The sequence below is a fragment of the Prauserella muralis genome (assembly GCF_003202285.1).
In the GTDB taxonomy this organism is placed as follows: Bacteria; Actinomycetota; Actinomycetes; order Mycobacteriales; family Pseudonocardiaceae; genus Prauserella_B; species Prauserella_B muralis.
In genome coordinates this window covers 1,512,413-1,529,009 of sequence record NZ_MASW01000002.1, presented here as the reverse complement: position 1 = coordinate 1,529,009, position 16,597 = coordinate 1,512,413, and the positions used below count along the sequence as shown (strand labels likewise).

The 16,597-nt window shown below is 71.5% G+C and carries 16 protein-coding genes; 11 read left to right on the top strand and 5 right to left on the bottom strand.

Annotated features, from left to right (window positions below):
• Window positions 1-6 precede the first annotated feature (6 nt).
• From BAY60_RS18410 to BAY60_RS18400, 3 genes are read left to right on the top strand one after another with little or no spacing between them, the layout of a single operon-like run.
• Window positions 7-1,017: a Zn-ribbon domain-containing OB-fold protein gene (locus tag BAY60_RS18410; protein WP_112282127.1), complete on the top strand. Its 1,011-nt coding sequence runs from the start codon at window positions 7-9 to the stop codon at window positions 1,015-1,017.
• 11 nt (window positions 1,018-1,028) lie between these two features.
• Window positions 1,029-2,084, top strand: coding sequence for a thiolase domain-containing protein (locus BAY60_RS18405; protein WP_112282126.1), 1,056 nt, complete (start codon window positions 1,029-1,031; stop codon window positions 2,082-2,084).
• Window positions 2,085-2,087: 3 nt separating this feature from the next.
• Window positions 2,088-3,248, top strand: coding sequence for a thiolase domain-containing protein (locus tag BAY60_RS18400; RefSeq protein WP_112282125.1), 1,161 nt, complete (start codon window positions 2,088-2,090; stop codon window positions 3,246-3,248).
• 73 nt (window positions 3,249-3,321) lie between these two features.
• Here the strand turns inward: BAY60_RS18400 and BAY60_RS18395 are convergent, their stop codons facing one another.
• Window positions 3,322-6,045 carry a helix-turn-helix transcriptional regulator gene (locus BAY60_RS18395; RefSeq protein WP_245992600.1) on the bottom strand — a complete coding sequence of 908 codons (2,724 nt, stop codon included), beginning with the start codon at window positions 6,043-6,045 and terminating at the stop codon, window positions 3,322-3,324.
• 121 nt (window positions 6,046-6,166) lie between these two features.
• On the opposite strand from BAY60_RS18395, the gene BAY60_RS18390 reads away from it, so the two are divergent.
• From BAY60_RS18390 to BAY60_RS18380, 3 genes are all read left to right on the top strand, one after another.
• Window positions 6,167-6,550 carry a nuclear transport factor 2 family protein gene (locus BAY60_RS18390; RefSeq protein WP_112282123.1) on the top strand — a complete coding sequence of 128 codons (384 nt, stop codon included), beginning with the start codon at window positions 6,167-6,169 and terminating at the stop codon, window positions 6,548-6,550.
• 11 nt (window positions 6,551-6,561) lie between these two features.
• Window positions 6,562-7,194 carry a CatB-related O-acetyltransferase gene (locus BAY60_RS18385; protein WP_425466477.1) on the top strand — a complete coding sequence of 211 codons (633 nt, stop codon included), beginning with the start codon at window positions 6,562-6,564 and terminating at the stop codon, window positions 7,192-7,194.
• Between the two features lie 78 nt (window positions 7,195-7,272).
• A complete protein-coding gene (locus BAY60_RS18380) occupies window positions 7,273-7,971 on the top strand; it encodes a DUF5701 family protein (RefSeq protein ID WP_112282121.1) in 699 nt (232 codons plus the stop codon).
• A 167-nt stretch (window positions 7,972-8,138) separates the two neighbouring features.
• On the opposite strand, the gene BAY60_RS18375 is transcribed toward BAY60_RS18380, so the two are convergent.
• Window positions 8,139-9,365 (bottom strand): cytochrome P450, encoded by a 1,227-nt coding sequence (locus BAY60_RS18375; protein WP_112282120.1) that lies wholly within the window; start codon window positions 9,363-9,365, stop codon window positions 8,139-8,141.
• Between the two features lie 238 nt (window positions 9,366-9,603).
• Here BAY60_RS18375 and BAY60_RS18370 point away from each other — a divergent pair, with 238 nt between their 5' ends.
• From BAY60_RS18370 to BAY60_RS18355, 4 genes are all read left to right on the top strand, one after another.
• Window positions 9,604-10,767: a steroid 3-ketoacyl-CoA thiolase gene (locus BAY60_RS18370; protein WP_112282119.1), complete on the top strand. Its 1,164-nt coding sequence runs from the start codon at window positions 9,604-9,606 to the stop codon at window positions 10,765-10,767.
• 52 nt (window positions 10,768-10,819) lie between these two features.
• On the top strand, window positions 10,820-11,965 hold the full coding sequence (solA, locus tag BAY60_RS18365) for an N-methyl-L-tryptophan oxidase (RefSeq protein WP_112282118.1): 1,146 nt from the start codon (window positions 10,820-10,822) through the stop codon (window positions 11,963-11,965).
• A gap of 219 nt (window positions 11,966-12,184) precedes the next feature.
• The gene (locus BAY60_RS18360) at window positions 12,185-12,388 is read left to right on the top strand and encodes a cold-shock protein (RefSeq protein WP_112282117.1); all 204 of its coding nucleotides are present in this window, start codon (window positions 12,185-12,187) and stop codon (window positions 12,386-12,388) included.
• Between the two features lie 298 nt (window positions 12,389-12,686).
• Complete coding sequence (locus BAY60_RS18355; RefSeq protein WP_112282116.1) at window positions 12,687-12,905, top strand: hypothetical protein; 219 nt, start codon at window positions 12,687-12,689, stop codon at window positions 12,903-12,905.
• A 303-nt stretch (window positions 12,906-13,208) separates the two neighbouring features.
• Here the strand turns inward: BAY60_RS18355 and BAY60_RS18350 are convergent, their stop codons facing one another.
• Window positions 13,209-13,628, bottom strand: coding sequence for a DUF6292 family protein (locus tag BAY60_RS18350; RefSeq protein WP_112282115.1), 420 nt, complete (start codon window positions 13,626-13,628; stop codon window positions 13,209-13,211).
• A 177-nt stretch (window positions 13,629-13,805) separates the two neighbouring features.
• Here BAY60_RS18350 and BAY60_RS18345 point away from each other — a divergent pair, with 177 nt between their 5' ends.
• Window positions 13,806-14,468 (top strand): MBL fold metallo-hydrolase, encoded by a 663-nt coding sequence (locus BAY60_RS18345; protein WP_112282114.1) that lies wholly within the window; start codon window positions 13,806-13,808, stop codon window positions 14,466-14,468.
• Here BAY60_RS18345 and BAY60_RS18340 read toward each other — a convergent pair.
• Both BAY60_RS18340 and BAY60_RS18335 read right to left on the bottom strand, forming a co-directional pair.
• On the bottom strand, window positions 14,465-15,208 hold the full coding sequence (locus tag BAY60_RS18340; RefSeq protein ID WP_112282113.1) for an SDR family oxidoreductase: 744 nt from the start codon (window positions 15,206-15,208) through the stop codon (window positions 14,465-14,467). The two genes, BAY60_RS18345 and BAY60_RS18340, sit on opposite strands and share 4 nt — an antisense overlap.
• Before the next feature lie 17 nt (window positions 15,209-15,225).
• Window positions 15,226-16,593: an MFS transporter gene (locus BAY60_RS18335; RefSeq protein ID WP_112282112.1), complete on the bottom strand. Its 1,368-nt coding sequence runs from the start codon at window positions 16,591-16,593 to the stop codon at window positions 15,226-15,228.
• Window positions 16,594-16,597 lie beyond the last annotated feature (4 nt).

Below are 16,597 nucleotides of genomic sequence, written 5' to 3'. Positions count from 1 at the left end.
TTTGGCGTGAATGCCGCCGCAACCGAGACATCCGAGGCGCCTGAGGCACCGCTGTCGGCTCCGCTCAACGTGGGCTTCGACTACACCCGCTCGGTCGGTCCCGTGCTCGGCCGGTTCGTCAACGCGCTGCGCGAGCGGCGCATCGTCGGCGTACGCGGCTCGGACGGCCGGGTGCACGTGCCGCCGGTCGAGTACGACCCGCTGACCGCGCAGCCGCTCACCGAGTTCACCGACGTCGCCGACGAGGGCACCGTGGTGTCCTGGTCGTGGGTCGCCGAACCGCTCGACGCCCAGCCCGTGCAGCGCCCGTTCGCGTGGGCGCTGATCCGCCTGGACGGCGCCGACACCTGCCTGCTGCACGCCGTCGACGCCGGCTCGCCCGACAACATCCACACCGGCATGCGGGTGCGGGCGCGCTGGGCCGACGAGCCCGTCGGCCACATCCGCGACATCGCCTGCTTCACCGGCCCCGACTCCCCCGCCGGCCCGGCCCCGACCGCGCCGCCGCCACCGGTGGCCGAGCGCGCCGAGGGCGAGCCGGTGAGCACCGTCATCACGCCGATCCACCTGCGCTACCTGCACTCCGCCTCGCCCGAGGAGAGCCGTTACCTGCGCGGGCTGGCCGAGGGCAAGCTGATCGCGCAGCGCTGCCCCGCCTGCCACAAGGTCTACATCCCGCCGCGTGGCGCGTGTCCCACCGACGGCGTGCCGACCACCGACGAGGTCGAGCTGCCCGACACCGGCATCGTCACCACGTTCTGCATCGTCAACGTGCCCTTCCTCGGGCAGCGGCTCACCCCGCCCTACGTCGCCGCGTACATCCTGCTCGACGGCGCCGACATCCCGTTCCTGCACCTCGTGCTCGGCTGCGAGGCCTCCGAGGTGCGCATGGGCATGCGCGTGCGCGCGGCGTGGAAGCCGCGCGAGCAGTGGTCGACGACCCTGGAGAACATCGGGCACTTCGAGCCGACCGGCGAGCCGGACGCGCCCTACGAGTCCTACGCCCACCACCTGTGAGGGGAAGCCCGATGAACGATGTGGCCGTGGTCGGGTTCGCGCAGGCACCCGCGGTGCGGCGCACCCACGCAACCACCAACGGCGTCGAGATGCTCGTTCCCATCTTCGCCGAGGTGTTCGAGCAAACCGGACTGTCCAAAACCGACATCGGATTCTGGTGCTCCGGCTCCTCGGACTACCTGGCGGGCAGGGCGTTCTCGTTCATCGCCGCCGTCGACGCGATCGGCGCGTTCCCGCCGATCCACGAGTCGCACGTGGAGATGGACGCCGCCTGGGCGCTGTACGAGGCGTGGCTGAAGATCCGCATGGGTGAGGTCGACACCGCCCTGGTCTACGGCTTCGGCAAGTCGTCCGCGGGCCAGCTGCGCCGCGTGCTCGCGCTGCAGCTCGACCCGTACGTGCTGGCACCACTGTGGCCCGACTCGATCGGCATCGCGGGCCTGCAGGCCCGGCTCGGCATCGAGGCGGGCCTGTGGTCGGAGAAGGACCTCGCCGAGGTGGCCGCACGCAACCGGCGGGACGCGCGGGACAACCCGTTCGCCCAGCTCTCCGGCGATGTCGACGCCGCTGCGCTGCTGGACACGCCGTACGTGGCCGACCCGCTGCGGGCGCACGACATCGCACCGGTCACCGACGGCGCCGCCGTCGTCGTGCTGGCCTCGGCCGAACGCGCCCGCGACATCGTCGAGCGGCCCGCCGTCATCACCGGCATCGAGCACCGGGTGGACTCCCCCGCGCTCGGGACCCGCGACCTCACGCGTTCGCCGTCGACCGAGGCCGCGGGCCGCGCGGCGGGCGCGGACGCAAGCGTGGAGATCGCCGAGCTGCACGCGCCGTTCACCCACCAGGAGCTGATCGTGCGGGACGCCCTCGGCCTCGGTGACGGGGTCCGGGTGAACCCTTCCGGGGGCACGCTCACCGGCAACCCGATGTTCTCGGCCGGGCTGATCCGCATCGGCGAAGCGGCCAGGCAGATCCTCGCAGGCAACGCGCGGCGCACACTGGCCCACGCGACGAGCGGGCCCGCGCTGCAGCAGAACCTCGTGGCCGTACTGGAGAAGGGCTGACGATTGGGCAAGCAACGCACCGCCGTCCTCGGCACCGGGCAGACCCACCACCGCGCCAAGCGCACCGACGTGTCGATGCCCGGCCTGCTGCGCGAGGCCGTCGACCGTGCGATGGCCGACGCGCAGGTGGACTGGCCCGACATCGACGCCGTCGTGCTCGGCAAGGCTCCCGACCTCTTCGAGGGCGTGATGATGCCCGAGCTGTTCCTCGCCGACGCGCTGGGCGCCAACGGCAAGCCACTGCTGCGCGTGCACACCGCGGGCTCGGTGGGCGGCTCCACCGCGCTGGTGGCGGCCAGCCTCGTCCAGGCGGGCGTGCACCGCAGGGTGCTCACCGTGGCGTTCGAGAAGCAGTCGGAGTCGAACGCCATGTGGGCGCTGTCGATCCTCCCGCCGTTCCAGATGCCGGTGGGCGCGGGCGCGGGCGGCTACTTCGCCCCCCACGTGCGCTCCTACATCCGCCGCTCGGGCGCGCCCGAACACGTCGGCGCGATCGTGGCGGCCAAGGATCGGCGCAACGGCGCCCTCAACCCGTTCGCGCACCTGCGCCAGCCCGACATCACGGTCGAGTCGGTGCGGGCCTCGCAGATGCTGTGGGACCCGATCCGTTACGACGAGACGTGCCCCTCCTCCGACGGCGCGTGCGCGATGGTGCTCGGCGACGAGACCGCCGGTGACGCCGTGCCGGGTGGCGCGGCGTGGATCCACGCCACGGCGATGCGCACGGAGCCGACCACGTTCGCCGGGCGCGACCAGGTGAACCCGCAGGCGGGCAAGGACGCCGCCGCCGCGCTGTGGCGCGAGGCGGGCATCACCGACCCGCTGTCGCAGGTGGACACCGCGGAGATCTACGTGCCGTTCTCCTGGTTCGAGCCGATGTGGCTGGAGAACCTGGGCTTCATGCCGGAGGGCGAGGGCTGGAAGCTCACCGAGGCCGGGGAGACGGCGCTCGGCGGGCGGCTGCCGGTGAACCCCTCGGGCGGGGTGCTCTCGTCCAACCCGATCGGCGCGTCCGGCATGCTGCGCTTCTCCGAGGCGGCCAAGCAGGTGATGGGCCGCGCGGGCGACTACCAGGTGGACGGCGCCAGGACCGCCCTGGGTCACGCCTACGGCGGCGGCTCGCAGTTCTTCGCCATGTGGGTCGTGGGCGCGGCCAAACCGTGACCCGGAGCCGCCCTGACCCGATCGCCGGGCAGCGAACCACCCAGCACGAGCGCGACGCGCGGATCGGCGGAGGTCATGGGGAGGCATCCGCGAGCTCGACGGCGGCGAGTTCGGTCCGCGCCGTGACACCAAGCTTGGGGAATGCCTTGTAGAGGTGGTATCCCACGGTGCGAGGGCTGAGAAACAGCTGCGCAGCGATGTCCCGATTGGACAGTCCGCGTGCGGCCAGCCGGACGATCTTGCGCTCCTGCGGGGTGAGCGCGGCCAGCGCTCCGCCCACGGCGCCGGGCTTCCGCACGACCTCACCGGTCGCGTCGAGCTCGGCGCGCGCTCGTTCCGCCCACGGCGTGGCACCGTGTCTCCGGAATGTCTCGAACGCGTCGCGGAGCTGGATCCTTGCCTCGGACTTGCGGCGCATACGGCGCAGCCACTCGCCGTAGAGCAGGGCGGTGCGCGCGCGTTCGAACTCGCGCCCATCGGGATGCAGCCGCAACGCCGCCTGGTACAGCTCCGCGGCTTCCGTTTCCGGCGCGAGCAACGCCCGGCAGCGTTGGACGTCCGCGTCGATCCACTGCTGGCCGGCGTGGTGCGCCCAGTCGGTGAACCAGGCGAGTGCCTCACGGGCCTCGGCAGGGCGGCCCAGCCGCACCGCTGCCTCGACCAGGTCGGGGACGCTGCGCAGGCCGGGAAGCTGATGCCGCACGGGTCCGGTGTGCAGGGCGGCAAGCTGGGTCAGGGCGGACTCCCACCGCGCGTGGCCGAGGTCGAGCAGGGCCAGTGCCCACTGTGCCCAGGCCAGGCCGGGTGCGGGTGCGCCGGGTTCCGGCGCGCCGAGCGCGTCGTCGGCGAAAGCACGGCAGCCGTGCTCGTCACCCGACACCGCGGCCAGGTAGGCCAGCACGCCGCTGGTTTCGGCGACCCATTGCCGGTGTCCGAACTCACGCGCGATCTGCAGCGCCTCGGTGGCCTCGTCCCAGGCGTCGGTGTGCCGGCCGAGGAAGGTCGACGCCCTGGCGACGCACGCCAGCACCGGCGGAGTCCGGCCGATCCATCCCTGGTCGCGGCACTGCGCGAGGAGCTTGGCTGCCACCTGATGTGCGTCGGTGTCCTGTCCTGCGGCCTGCAGGCTCGTGGCTCCGACCAGGATCGTGTCGTGCGGGCCGCCGAACCCGCTCCGGCCGGCCGCTGCGATCCGTTGCGCGAGGATCTCCCTGTCGCCGTCGCCGCGTCCGATCGCGGACCGCACGACCCAGGTCAGCAGGCGGGCGACGTCGGTGAGCGGGTCGCCGGCCGGAAGCGGCAGCGCGTCCAGCCGCTCGGCGGTGTCCGCGATCTCGGCCTCCCCCAGGTACCAGGCGGCGTGCACCGCGTCGAGCAGCATGTGAGCGGCCAGCGCCGGGTCACTGGCCTGGGCGAGCGCGGCCGCCTCGGTCAGCAACTCGCGCGCCGTGCTGAGCGAGCCCTGGTGAAACGCCGCGGCGGCGCGAACCCGGATGGTGCGGATCGCCAGTGCCGGGTCATCGGTGCTCGCGGCGCCGCGATGGGCGAGCTCCACCATGCGTTCGAGGTCGCCCTCCTCGGCGGCCGCTTCGGCAGCCAGCACGAGCCGGCGCGCCCGATCCGGCCGCGACCTCGTCAGCACGGCGGCCCGTTCGTAGGCCGCGCCCGCGGCGGCGTACCCGCTGCGTGCGGCGGCCCGCTGGGCGGTGCGCTCCAGTTCCGCGGCTACCGCCTCGTCCGGGCCGGTGGCCACGACGGCGTGGTGCCAGGCGCGCCGATCGGCGTCCTCGGGCCGGTCGAGGGCCCCGGCGAGCGCCGTATGCACCACGAAGCGGAGGCTGACCGGTGCCGCGTGGTAGACGGCCGACCGTACGAGCGGATGCCGGAAGCGCACGGTGTCGTCGTCCAGCCGGACGAGACCGGCCGCCTCCGCGGGCACCAGATCCGACGGCTCGCAGCCGAGCGGGGCAGCCGCGCGCAGGATGACGTCGCGGTCACCGGTGTCCTCGGCGGCCGCGACCAGCAGCAGCTGCTGGGTCGGCTCGGGTAGCCGCCGCACCTGGTGGAGAAACGCCGCTTGGACCGTGTCGGTCATGGGCATCGCATGACCGGTGGTGACCGACCGGTCGGCGGCGAGAGCGGCCGGTAGCTCCAGCAGGGCGAGTGGGTTGCCCTGTGCCTCGGCCAGCACCCGGTACCGGTCGGCGGGCGACAGCGTGGCGGCGTGCTCGGCCAGCAGCCCCGCGGCGGAGGATGCGTCGAGCCCGGTCAGCGACAGCTGGGTCAGCCCGGGTGCGGCGAAGCCGGGCCGGGCGGCGATGATCAACGCGATGCCCTCGGCGTCGAGCCGGCGCGCGGCGAACAGCAGGGCCTCGGCCGAAGCGCGGTCCAGCCACTGGGCGTCGTCGACGAGGCACAGCACGGCCCCGCCGTCGGCGAACTCGGCGAGCAGCGAGAGCACGGCGAGGCCGACGAGCATGCGGTCACCCGGTTCGGCCGGGGCAAGGCCGAAGACGCCGCGCACGGCACGCGCCTGCGGCGCGGGCAGCGCGCCGGTCCGGTCGAGCGCGGGTCGCAGCAACAGATGCAACCCGGCGAAGGGCAGGTGTGCCTCGGATTCGATCCCGGTGCTGCGCACGACCCGCAGCCCAGCGGCCGCCGACGCCGCGTACTCCAGCAACGCGGTCTTGCCGATACCCGGCTCGCCGGTGATGAACAGGCTCCCGCTGCGGCCGGCCCGGCAGTCCGCCAGCATCCGGTCGATGACCGATGTCTCCGCAATCCGTCCGTGCAACACGAGGCGACAGTACTGAAGCCGGCAGGCCGTCCCGGCCCGAACTACCGGGACGTGACAGATTCCGCACCCCGTTCCCGGCCCTAGCGTGATCACCGAAGCGCAGCGGACGAAGGAGACCGACATGTCCGACATCGACAAGCTGGCCAGGCGGTACCTGGCGAGCTGGAACGAGCCCGACCCGGTCAGGCGCCGGGCGCTCGTCGACGAGCTGTGGGCAGACGAAGCTCGCTACGTCGACCCCATCGTGACCGCTGAGGGCCGCGGTGCGATCGATGACGTGGTGGCCACGGCTCAGCGGCAGTTCCCCGGCCTGGTGTACCGGCAGGCCGGTGCCGTCGATTGCCACCACCATGTGGCGCGCCTCACCTGGGAGCTGGCGCCGGCCGGCGGTCCTGCGGTGATCGCTGGGCTGGCCGTCATGGTCACCGAGCAGGCTCGCCTGCGCCGCGTCTACGGCTTCCTCGACCCGTTGCCACCCATCCCTTCGCCAGGAGCCACGCGTTGACACCTGATCCCATGACCTGCCATCCGCTGCCTGCCCACGAACGGGTGGTGTTCCTCAAACCGCTCGTCAGCTCACCGACGATCGTCGTCGGCGACTACACCTACTACGACGACCCGGACGGCGCGACCGAGTTCGAGCACCGCAACGTGCTCTACGCCTACGGGCCGGAACGGCTCGTCATCGGCAAGTTCTGCGCCATCGCCACCGGGACCCGGTTCCTGATGGCCGGCGCCGACCACCCGACGATGGGCGTGTCCACCTTCCCGTTCACCATGTTCGGCGGCGAGTGGGCCCAGCGGACTCTCGACCTCGTGACCGGCATGCCCAGCCGCGGCGACACCGTCGTCGGCAACGACGTCTGGTTCGGCTACGGAGCGACCGTGATGCCCGGCGTGCGCATCGGCGACGGCGCCATCATCGCGGCGGGGGCAATGGTCACCACGGACGTACCGCCCTACGCGATCGTCGGCGGCAACCCGGCCCGTCCGATCCGGCAGCGGTTCACCGACGCCGACGTCGCCCTGCTCCAGCGTGCTGCCTGGTGGGACTGGCCCACCGAGCTCATCACCGAGCACGCCCGCACCATCATGGCGGGCACGCCGGGCGACATCGCCGGCATCGCCGCCGAGCACGGACTGGAGTAACCGCCGGCCGCGCCGGCACGCCCGTGCCCGCGCAACGATCGTCCTGCCCTGCCAGCACCGAACCGTTGAGAGGACACCATGCCACCCATTGCCGATGACCCGGGTGCCGAGTTCGACCGGCAGGTCCAGAATCTGGTCGAACGGGACTACCCGACGATGGCCGGTCTGACCTCAGAACAGTTCACCGACCTGGTCGCACCTCTGCGCGAGCTTGCCGCCGGCGCCGGGAACGACGGCGACGACCCGGGCACGGGCCTGCTGCCGTTCCTGATCGTGGTCACCCGGCAGGTCGTCCCGATCGAGCAGATGATGCAGCACACCACCCTGCACAACAAGACCAAGCCCGGCTTCGTCGACCGCTCCTTCGAACCTGGCGCACTCGAGCGATTCGTCGCCACCGAGCAGACCGATCTCCCGGACGACCGGGTTTACCTGCTCTTCGAGATCGAACGCGGCGAGGAGTTCTGCGGGGCCATACCCAACGACGCCATGGACACGATCGCCGCGAGGGGCCGAAGCCTCCTCACGATCGAGGAGGGGATCGCGATGATCACCCATTACCCGGAGAGCCTGGTCAAGAACAAGTGCTTCTCTCTCGGCGGCTCTCGCTCTGGCGACCGCCGCGTCCCGGCCATCTGGATCAGCCAGCACGCACCCAAGCTCGGCTGGTGCTGGGAACGCAACCCGCACACCTGGCTGGGCATGGCCTCCGCCGGTCACCGCAAGGCCGGCGCTACGGGCCGGGTCGTACCCGGAGCCGGCGCGGCCAAGCCGTAACCGAACACCACCGAAGCCGTCTCGGGCGCACCCGAGGCGGCTTCGGTGCGTGTGCGTGCGCAAAGCTCCCGAATGCGGCATTGGTTACGTTGAGTGGAGCGAATGCGGCATTCGCTCCATCCAGTGGAGCGAATGCCGCATTGGGGAGCTTTGCCGGGGACAGTTGGTTACTCGTAGGCCACCCGGTAGTGCTTGATGCCGTTGAGCCAGCCGGAGCGCAGGCGGTCGGGCGGCGCGAGCTCGCGGATGTTCGGCATCTCGTCGGCGATGGCGTTGAAGATCAGGTCGATCTCCAGGCGCGCGAGGTTGGCGCCGATGCAGTAGTGGGACCCGGTGCCGCCGAAGCCGACGTGCGGGTTGTCCTCGCGCAGGATGTCGAACTTGCCGGGCTCGTCGAACACCTCGGGGTCGAAGTTGGCCGAGCTGTAGAACATGCCGACGCGGTCACCCTTGCGGATGTGCTGCCCGCCCAGCTCGGTGTCGGCCGTCGCGGTGCGCTGGAAGGCCACCACGGGCGTGGCCCAGCGCACGATCTCGTCGGGTGCGGTCTTGGGCCGCTTCTCCTTGAACAGCTCCCACTGGTCGGGGTGGTCGAGGAAGGCCTTCATGCCGTGGGTGATGGCGTTGCGCGTCGTCTCGTTGCCCGCCACGGCGAGCAGGATCACGAAGAAGCCGAACTCGTCGGACGTCAGCGACTCACCGTCCACATCGGCCTGAATGAGCTTGGTGACGATGTCGTCCATCGGGCACTTGCGCCGGTCCTCGGCCATGTTCCACGCGTAGCCGACCAGCTCGGCGGAGGCGGCGATCGGCTCGACGTCGTACTCGGGGTCGTCGTAGCCGATCATCTGGTTGGACCAGTCGAAGATCTTGAGCCGATCCTGCTGCGGAATGCCGATCAGCTCGGCGATCGCCTGCAGCGGCAGCTCGCAGGCCACGTCGGCGACGAAGTCACCGGAGCCCTTCTTCTTCGCCGTGTGCACGATCTGCTGTGCGCGGTCGCGCAGCGTGTCCTCCAGCCTGGCGATCGCGCGCGGTGTGAAGCCCTTCGACACGATGCGGCGCAGCTTGGTGTGCTGCGGTGCGTCCATGTTGAGCAGGACCAGCCGGTTGGCCTCCATGCCCTGGTCGTCCATGGTCTCGTCGAAGCGGATGATCGCCGTCTTCTCCCGGGACGAGAACAGCTCGCTGTCCTTGGAGACGGTCTTGACGTCGTCCAGGCGCGTGACGACCCAGAAGCCCTCGTCGCGAAAGCCCGCCTTGTTGTACGGCTGGGCGTTCCACCACACGGGTGCGGTCTTGCGCAGCAGCGCGAACTCCTCCAGCGGCAGCCGGGTCGCGTACAGATCGGGATCGGTGAAGTCGAAACCAGTGGGCAGCAGCGACGAGCTCATGCGCCGGACCTCCGACAGCCGTGTCGTGGAACAGGTTCTAGAACCTGATTGAAGCACACGGTGTTAACTGAGGGAAGACGTTTAGTGAATGCCGTTTACTTTATCGATTGGGATCTTGAAGCCGCTGGTAGAGCAGGTCGGTGCTGTCGGTAACCAGATGGCGGTTGACCTCGGCCACCCTTGTCCTGGATAAGAACTTGTTCTACTTTTGACTCAGCAGCGAACCGAGGAGCGCAGCGTGGGACATCCCGTCATCGTCGAAGCCGTCCGCACCCCCATCGGCAAGCGCCGGGGCTGGCTCTCCGGCCTGCACGCGGCCGAACTGCTCGGCGCCGCGCAGCGCGGCCTGCTGGAGCGGGCCGGGATCGACCCCGCGCTGGTCGAGCAGGCGATCGGCGGGTGCGTCACGCAGGCGGGCGAGCAGGCGGGCAACATCACCCGCACCGCCTGGTTGCACGCGGGCCTTCCCGAGGACTGCGGCGCGACCACCATCGACTCGCAGTGCGGCTCCGCGCAGCAGGCGACCCACCTCGTGGCGGGCCTGATCGCCGCGGGCGCCATCGACACGGGCCTCGCCTGCGGCGTCGAGGCCATGACCAGGGTTCCGCTGGGCGCCAACATCGGCAGCGACGCGGGATCCCGCAGGCCGGAATCGTGGTCGATCAACATGCCCGACCAGTACGGCGCCGCCGAGCGCATCGCGGCCCGGCGCGGGCTGAGCAGGGCCGACGTCGACGCGTTCGGCCTCGCCTCGCAGCGCAAGGCCGCGACGGCGTGGGCCGAGGGCCGGTTCGACCGTGAGGTCCTGCCGGTCAAGGCCCCGGTGCTCGGCGACGACGGCACGCCGACCGGCGAGACCCGCCTCGTCAGCCGTGACCAGGGCCTGCGGGAGACGAGCCCGGAGGCGCTGGCGGCGCTCAAGCCGGTGTTGGACGGTGGCTTGCACACGGCGGGCACGTCCTCGCAGATCTCCGACGGCGCCTCGGCGGTGCTGGTGATGGACGCCGACCGCGCACGGGCCACGGGACTGAGGCCCCGGGCGCGGATCGTCGCGCAGGCCCTCGTCGGCGCCGAGCCCTACTACCACCTCGACGGCCCGGTGCAGGCCACCCGCCGGGTGCTGGAGCGAGCCGGGATGAAGACGGGCGACGTGGACCTGTTCGAGGTCAACGAGGCCTTCGCGTCGGTGGTGCTGTCCTGGCAGCGCGTCCACGACCCGGACCCCGAGCGGGTCAACGTCAACGGCGGCGCGATCGCCCTCGGCCACCCGGTCGGCAGCACCGGCACCCGGCTGCTCACCACGGCCCTGCACGAACTGGAACGCCGCGACGCGGCAACGGCGCTGGTGACGATGTGCGCGGGGGGCGCACTGTCCACGGCCACCATTCTGGAACGCCTCTGATCCCTCGCGCGGGCTCCTTGTGCTGCCCGCCTGCCGCGGGTAGCCAGGACAGATGCGCGAACTCGATGCGGACATCGTCGTCGTCGGGCTCGGGGCGGTCGGCTCCCACGCCGTGTGGCGGCTGGCCCTGCGCGGCAAGCGCGTGCTCGGCCTCGACCGGTACCGCCCCGGGCACGTCCACGGCTCCTCCCACGGCCACACCCGGCTGTTCCGGGTCGCCTGCCGCGAGCACCCTGGCCTGGTCCCCGTCGCCCAGCGTTCGCTGCAGCTGTGGCGGGAGCTGGAGGTCTCCTCCGGGCGTCCGCTGCTCGACGTCACCGGCGGCGTGATGATCGGGCCTCCGGACTCACCGCTGGTCACGGGTTCGCTGGAGGCCGGGCGGCGACACGACCTCGCCGTGTCCACGATGGACAGCGCCGAGCTGCGCGAGCGGTTCCCGCAACACGCCGGACTGGCGGACGAGGACGTCGGCGTGTGGGACCCGCTGGCGGGCATCGTCCGCCCGGAGGCCGGGGTCAGGGCCGCCGTGGGCGCCGCGACCGACGCCGGAGCCGACGTGCCCGGTCCGGCCACGGTCACGGCCGTCGAGCCGGTCGGCGGCGGCGTGCTCGTGCACACCGGCTCGGGCACCGTCGCCGCCCGCCAGGCGGTGCTCGCCGCGGGCCCGTGGCTGGGCACGTTCGCCCCCGGGCTGCCCCTGCGCCCCATCCGTACACCGATGACCTGGTTCGCCGCCAGGGACGGCACGGACGGCGCCGCGTTCGGCCTCGAACGGCTCGCCATCTTCATCCGGCAGCTGGCCGACGGAACCCGGATGTGGGGTCACGGTGCTGTCGACGGACTCGACGCCAAGGTCGGCCCCAGCGACGACCCGGCGTACCGGGAGACCGACCCGGACGCCGTCGACCGCGACATCTCCCCCGCCGACCACGCGCTGGTGTCGGACCTGGTGCGCAGGGCACTGCCCGGTCTCGACCCGCGGCCGAGCCGGATCACGACGTGCCTGGTGACCCGCACGCCGGACGAGCAGTTCCTCGTCGGCCGCCCCGGCGGGGACCCGCGACTGATCCTGGCGGGCGGCTGCAGTGGCCATGCCTTCAAGCACGCGCCCGGGCTTGGCGAGGCGATCGCGCAGCTGGCCTGCGGCGAACCGACCTACACCGACCTGGCGTTTGTCCACCCGGACCGGTTCGCCTAGCGTCTCCCGGCCGCCTCTTCGGGGGTGGCCGGGAACAACCCGCGGAGCCGTCGCGTTAGGATGGGTAGTCGCTAGTTTTCGTGCGTGCCTCGCTTCGCGGAAAACGTGATGCGGGCGTGTTGTTTGTCTTCCAGTAGCTGCAGCACCGGCCGTTTCTTGTATGCGACCCGGTGCCGCACAGTGCGTGCCCGGTCAACCAGCTCCTGGAAGGAGACACACATGGCAGAGGGAACCGTCAAGTGGTTCAACGGCGAGAAGGGCTTCGGCTTCATCGCCCAGGACGGCGGAGGCCCCGACGTCTTCGTGCACTACTCCGAGATCGACGGCAGCGGCTTCCGCACCCTCGACGAGGGCCAGCGGGTCAGCTTCGCGGTCGGCCAAGGCGCCAAGGGCCCCCAGGCCACCGGCGTTCGCGCGCTCTGAGTCAGTAGGGTCGCGGTGGTCGTCGGCGACGGCGACCACCGCCACCGCGGGAAGTGATTCCCGCAGGCCGGGCCGGGTGAGGCGCGCTCTCTGCCGCCTCACCCCGCCTCGTCGACGCGCCCCTCGTCGGGAGCGCGTGCCGATCGCGGTCAGCTTGACCTCGCGCGCCGGCCTCCGCCCGGCGCCTGTCGCCCACCGCGATCGCACTTCCCAGCCCGTCCCGGGAACACCCGGACGGATCCGCGCCTTCGCGCTGCCGCCACCTGCACACGCCGGTGCGGCGAATCCCAGGAGCACCATGACCCCCAGGCAGCCGGCCCACGCCGGCCACGGCGCGACCGCCGTAGCGCCTGTCCTGTTCAGCCACCCCGACGCCGGCGAACCGGTCGACTACCAGCGGCTCGCCACGGCGGACGATGCGGGTGGCCCCTCCGCGCTGCGCACGCCGTTCGCGGCACAGCCTCCCGTTCCCGGCCGGCGGCGAGGGCGTCATCCGGAACGAGTGAGCCGCAACTGATGCGCTGCGCCCGGAAGTGGCGTAGCGTCAGTGCTGCCGGAGAAAACCTTGCGCACCACTGTTCGCTGGTGGATTTCCGGCGAGTGATACCGGCCGGTTCTCCGGCCGGGCAAACGGGAAGGGCTTGACACCGACCCGGCGAATGGACCCGACCGGCCATCATGGCCGCTGAGCAGCCGGCGCTGGCTTCGCCACGGCGAGACCGGCCCACAGGGCGCCCACTCCGGGACAGACCGTCGAGCGGGGATCAGACCCGCTAACCACCCGCGGGCTATCGGCACCCAGGCGTGCCGGTAGCCCGTCTCATGCCCCCTGGACGTACCGGGCCAGCCGTTCGGCGAGTTCGTGCCGCCGGGCCGTGAGCACCGAGCCCGGTTCGGGCGAGGCACGGGCCCGGCCCGCGATCACGTCCGAGACGAAGCGGGCCACGGCGTCCGGCTCGGGGACGACGCCCGCGCCCGCGAGGTAACCCATCACCTGCGGAGGTTCGCCGGGATCGGTCTCGACCGCCACCGCCCAGCCGTGCTGTTCGTTCCACACCAGCATCAGGTCGTGGCCGGGCCGGGCGATCCACCGGCGCGTCAGTCCCAGGTAGGCGGTCGCCGTGTCGCTGACCTCGAACGACGTCGCCTCGGCAGGCACCCCGACCGCCCGCGCCACCGCGTGTACGTACCCTGCCAGCCCGCGGCTCAACGGCGGCACCTCTGCCCGGCGATCGTCCATCCTCTCAGGCTAGGCGATCGTGCCGGGTGTCCTCGCGCCACGGCCCCTCACGCGCCGGGTCGCGCGACCTTCCTGCCACCTTCCCCGTGCCGGCACCGTCGTCGTCTCATTGACCTCCAGCATGGTCGAACTATTAGCCTCGCGAAGGTCAGGCGAGGACGAGAAAGGACGACCATCATGCTGGAGCGTGTCCGCGACGACCTGTGGCAAACCCAGGCCTACTCACCGTTTCCCGGGCTGAACACCCACGCCTACCTCTGGACGCCGCCCGCCGGGGAGAACGTGCTGTTCTACTCCCCCGGCGACGACGAGGACTTCGACGCGCTCGCCGGGCTCGGCGGCGTGGCCCACCAGTACCTCAGTCATCGCGACGAGGCGGGTCCGATGCTCGCCCAGGTGGCGGAGCGGTTCGGCGCACGCCTGCACGCCTCCGAGGCGGAACTGGAGTCGGTGCGCGAGTTCGCCGTGCCGCAGGTGCTGTTCAGGCAACGCCACGTCGACGACCGCGGCGTCGAGGTGATCCCGACGCCCGGCCATTCACCGGGAAGTACCTGTTTTCTCGTCCCGGGCGCGGACGGCGCACGCTACCTGTTCACCGGAGACACGGTGTTCCTCAGCGACAAGGGCGTGTGGACCGCCGGCTTCATCCCCGGCATCAGCGACGCCGAGGCCCTGCTGGCGAGCCTGCGCCTGCTGTCGGCACTCGAGCCGGACCTGGTCGTGTCCAGTGCCTTCCAGGGGGCCGCGGGCGCGCACACGCTCGACGGCACGTCCTGGGCGTCGTGTGTGGAGCAGGCCATCGCCACCCTGCCCGAACGCGCCGCCCGAAGCGCTACCTAGCCGCGGCCGATGAAGGGCATCGCCGTGGCGGTGATCGTGAGGAACTGCACGTTCGCCGACAGCGGCAGGCCCGCCATGTACAGCACCGACTCGGCCACGTGCGCGACGTCGAACGTGGGCTCGGCACGCACGCTGCCGTCGGCCTGTTTCGCCCCGGTGGCGATCCCGGCCGTCATCTCGGTGGCGGCGTTGCCGATGTCGATCTGCCCGCAGGCGATATCGAACTCCCTGCCGTCCAGCGAGATCGACTTGGTCAGCCCGGTGACGGCGTGCTTGGTCGCCGTGTAGGCGACGCTCTGCGGCCGCGGTGCGTGCGCCGAGACGGAGCCGTTGTTGATGATCCGCCCGCCACGGGGATCCTGGGCCTTCATCAGCCGCACCGCGTGGTGGGCACACAGGAACATGCCGGTGAGGTTGACGTCCACGGTGCGCCGCCAGTCCTCCACCGGCAGGGTGTCCACGGAGCCGGGCGGGCCGAACGTGCCCGCGTTGTTGAACAGCACGTCGACCCGGCCCCACGCCGTGCGCACCCGCTCGAACAGCGCCTCCACCGCGGCGGGGTCGGTCACGTCCGTGGGCACCACCAGAGCGTCGCCGGAGCCGTCCGCCGCGTCGGCCAGCGGCTCCTCCCGCCGCCCGGCCAGCGCCACCCGATAGCCCTCGGCCAGCAGCGCCCGCGCCACCGCCCTGCCGATGCCGGTGCCCGCACCCGTCACCACCGCCACTCGATCCTGGGTCATGGACCCACCCTAGGACGTCAGCCTTCCGCGGCGGCCCCGGTCCTCGCCCGGGACGCGGGTCGCGTCGCGTCGGCCAGGGTGATGTCGACGTGTCGCGACTCGCGGGAGTACAGGAACGCCACCAGCGAGACGAGCGCGGTGAGGATCATCCAGCCCGCCACGAGCCACGGCCGCCCGCCCGCCTGGGCCAGCAGCGCGGTGGCGATCATCGGCGAGAACCCGGCGAGCGCGGCCCCGATCTCACGCGACGCGGCGAACCCGGTGTAGCGCACGCGGGCACCGAACAGTTCGGAGTAGAACGCGGGCTGCACGGCGATCATCGGTGCGATGCCGCCCGCCGTGGCCACGACGAGCGCCAGCCAGATCAGCACCGGCTCCCGGGTGTCGAGCAGCAGGAAGAACGGGAACGCGAACGCGGCCGTGAACACGACGCTGAACAGGTTGAGCGGCCGCCTGCCGATGCGGTCGGACAGCGCACCGTACACCGGTTGCAGCAGGATCTGCACGGTGGTGAACGCGATGACGCCGGTCAGCGCGACCCACCGGTCGAGCCCGAGTGTCTCCTGGATGTAGGCGATGGTGAACGTCGCGTAGATGTAGATCACCGCGGTGTCGCAGACGTGCGCGCCGATGCCGACGAGAAAGTTGCGCGGGTTGCGGCGCAGCGCGTCCACGATCGGCAGCTTCACCACGTGCTGTCTGGCCGACATGTCCCGGAACACCGGCGACTCCGCCACGCGCAGGCGCACGTAGAGCGACACGGCGATGAGCGCGAAGCTCAGCAGGAACGGCACGCGCCACGCCCAGCCGAGCAGCGTGCTTTCCGGCAGCAGTCCGACGAGCAGGAACACCAGCGTTCCGGAGAGGAGTCCGATCTGGACACCGGTCTGGGCGAACGAGGTGAAGAAGCCGCGCCGGTGGGCGGGGGCGTGCTCGGCCAGCAGCGTCGAGGCGCCACCGAACTCGGCTCCCGCTCCGAGGCCCTGGCACACGCGCATGAGCACCAGCAGGATCGGCGCGGCGACGCCGAGGGTGTCGTAGGTCGGCAGCAGGCCGATGAGGCCCGTGGACAGTCCCATCACGAGCGTGGTGATGACCAGCGTGGTGCGCCTGCCGATACGGTCGCCGAGGTGTCCGAAGAGGAACCCGCCCAGCGGCCGGACCAGGAACGCCACCCCGAACGTGGCGAACCCGACGAGTGTTCCGACGGCGGGGTCGAAGGCCGGGAAGAACAGGTCGTTGAACACCAGCGCGACCGCGGTGCCGTAGATGAAGAAGTCGTACCATTCCAGCGCGGTGCCCACGACGGACGCGCTCACCACCCGGCGCAGTTCCTTGCCGGAGGTGGCGGGAACGCCGTCGGCGTTGACGGGTTGCCGGTTCACGAGG

Excerpts from the sequence above, each read along its gene's own strand:
- BAY60_RS18340 (WP_112282113.1), bottom strand. The coding sequence starts at position 15,208 with ATGACCCAGGATCGAGTGGCGGTGGTGACGGGTGCGGGCACCGGCATC.
- BAY60_RS18360 (WP_112282117.1), top strand. The coding sequence starts at position 12,185 with ATGGCAGAGGGAACCGTCAAGTGGTTCAACGGCGAGAAGGGCTTCGGC.
- BAY60_RS18375 (WP_112282120.1), bottom strand. The coding sequence starts at position 9,365 with ATGAGCTCGTCGCTGCTGCCCACTGGTTTCGACTTCACCGATCCCGAT.
- BAY60_RS18345 (WP_112282114.1), top strand. The coding sequence starts at position 13,806 with ATGCTGGAGCGTGTCCGCGACGACCTGTGGCAAACCCAGGCCTACTCA.
- BAY60_RS18350 (WP_112282115.1), bottom strand. The coding sequence starts at position 13,628 with ATGGACGATCGCCGGGCAGAGGTGCCGCCGTTGAGCCGCGGGCTGGCA.
- BAY60_RS18355 (WP_112282116.1), top strand. The coding sequence starts at position 12,687 with ATGACCCCCAGGCAGCCGGCCCACGCCGGCCACGGCGCGACCGCCGTA.
- BAY60_RS18385 (WP_425466477.1), top strand. The coding sequence starts at position 6,562 with ATGACCTGCCATCCGCTGCCTGCCCACGAACGGGTGGTGTTCCTCAAA.
- BAY60_RS18390 (WP_112282123.1), top strand. The coding sequence starts at position 6,167 with ATGTCCGACATCGACAAGCTGGCCAGGCGGTACCTGGCGAGCTGGAAC.
- BAY60_RS18405 (WP_112282126.1), top strand. The coding sequence starts at position 1,029 with ATGAACGATGTGGCCGTGGTCGGGTTCGCGCAGGCACCCGCGGTGCGG.
- solA (WP_112282118.1), top strand. The coding sequence starts at position 10,820 with ATGCGCGAACTCGATGCGGACATCGTCGTCGTCGGGCTCGGGGCGGTC.
- BAY60_RS18380 (WP_112282121.1), top strand. The coding sequence starts at position 7,273 with ATGCCACCCATTGCCGATGACCCGGGTGCCGAGTTCGACCGGCAGGTC.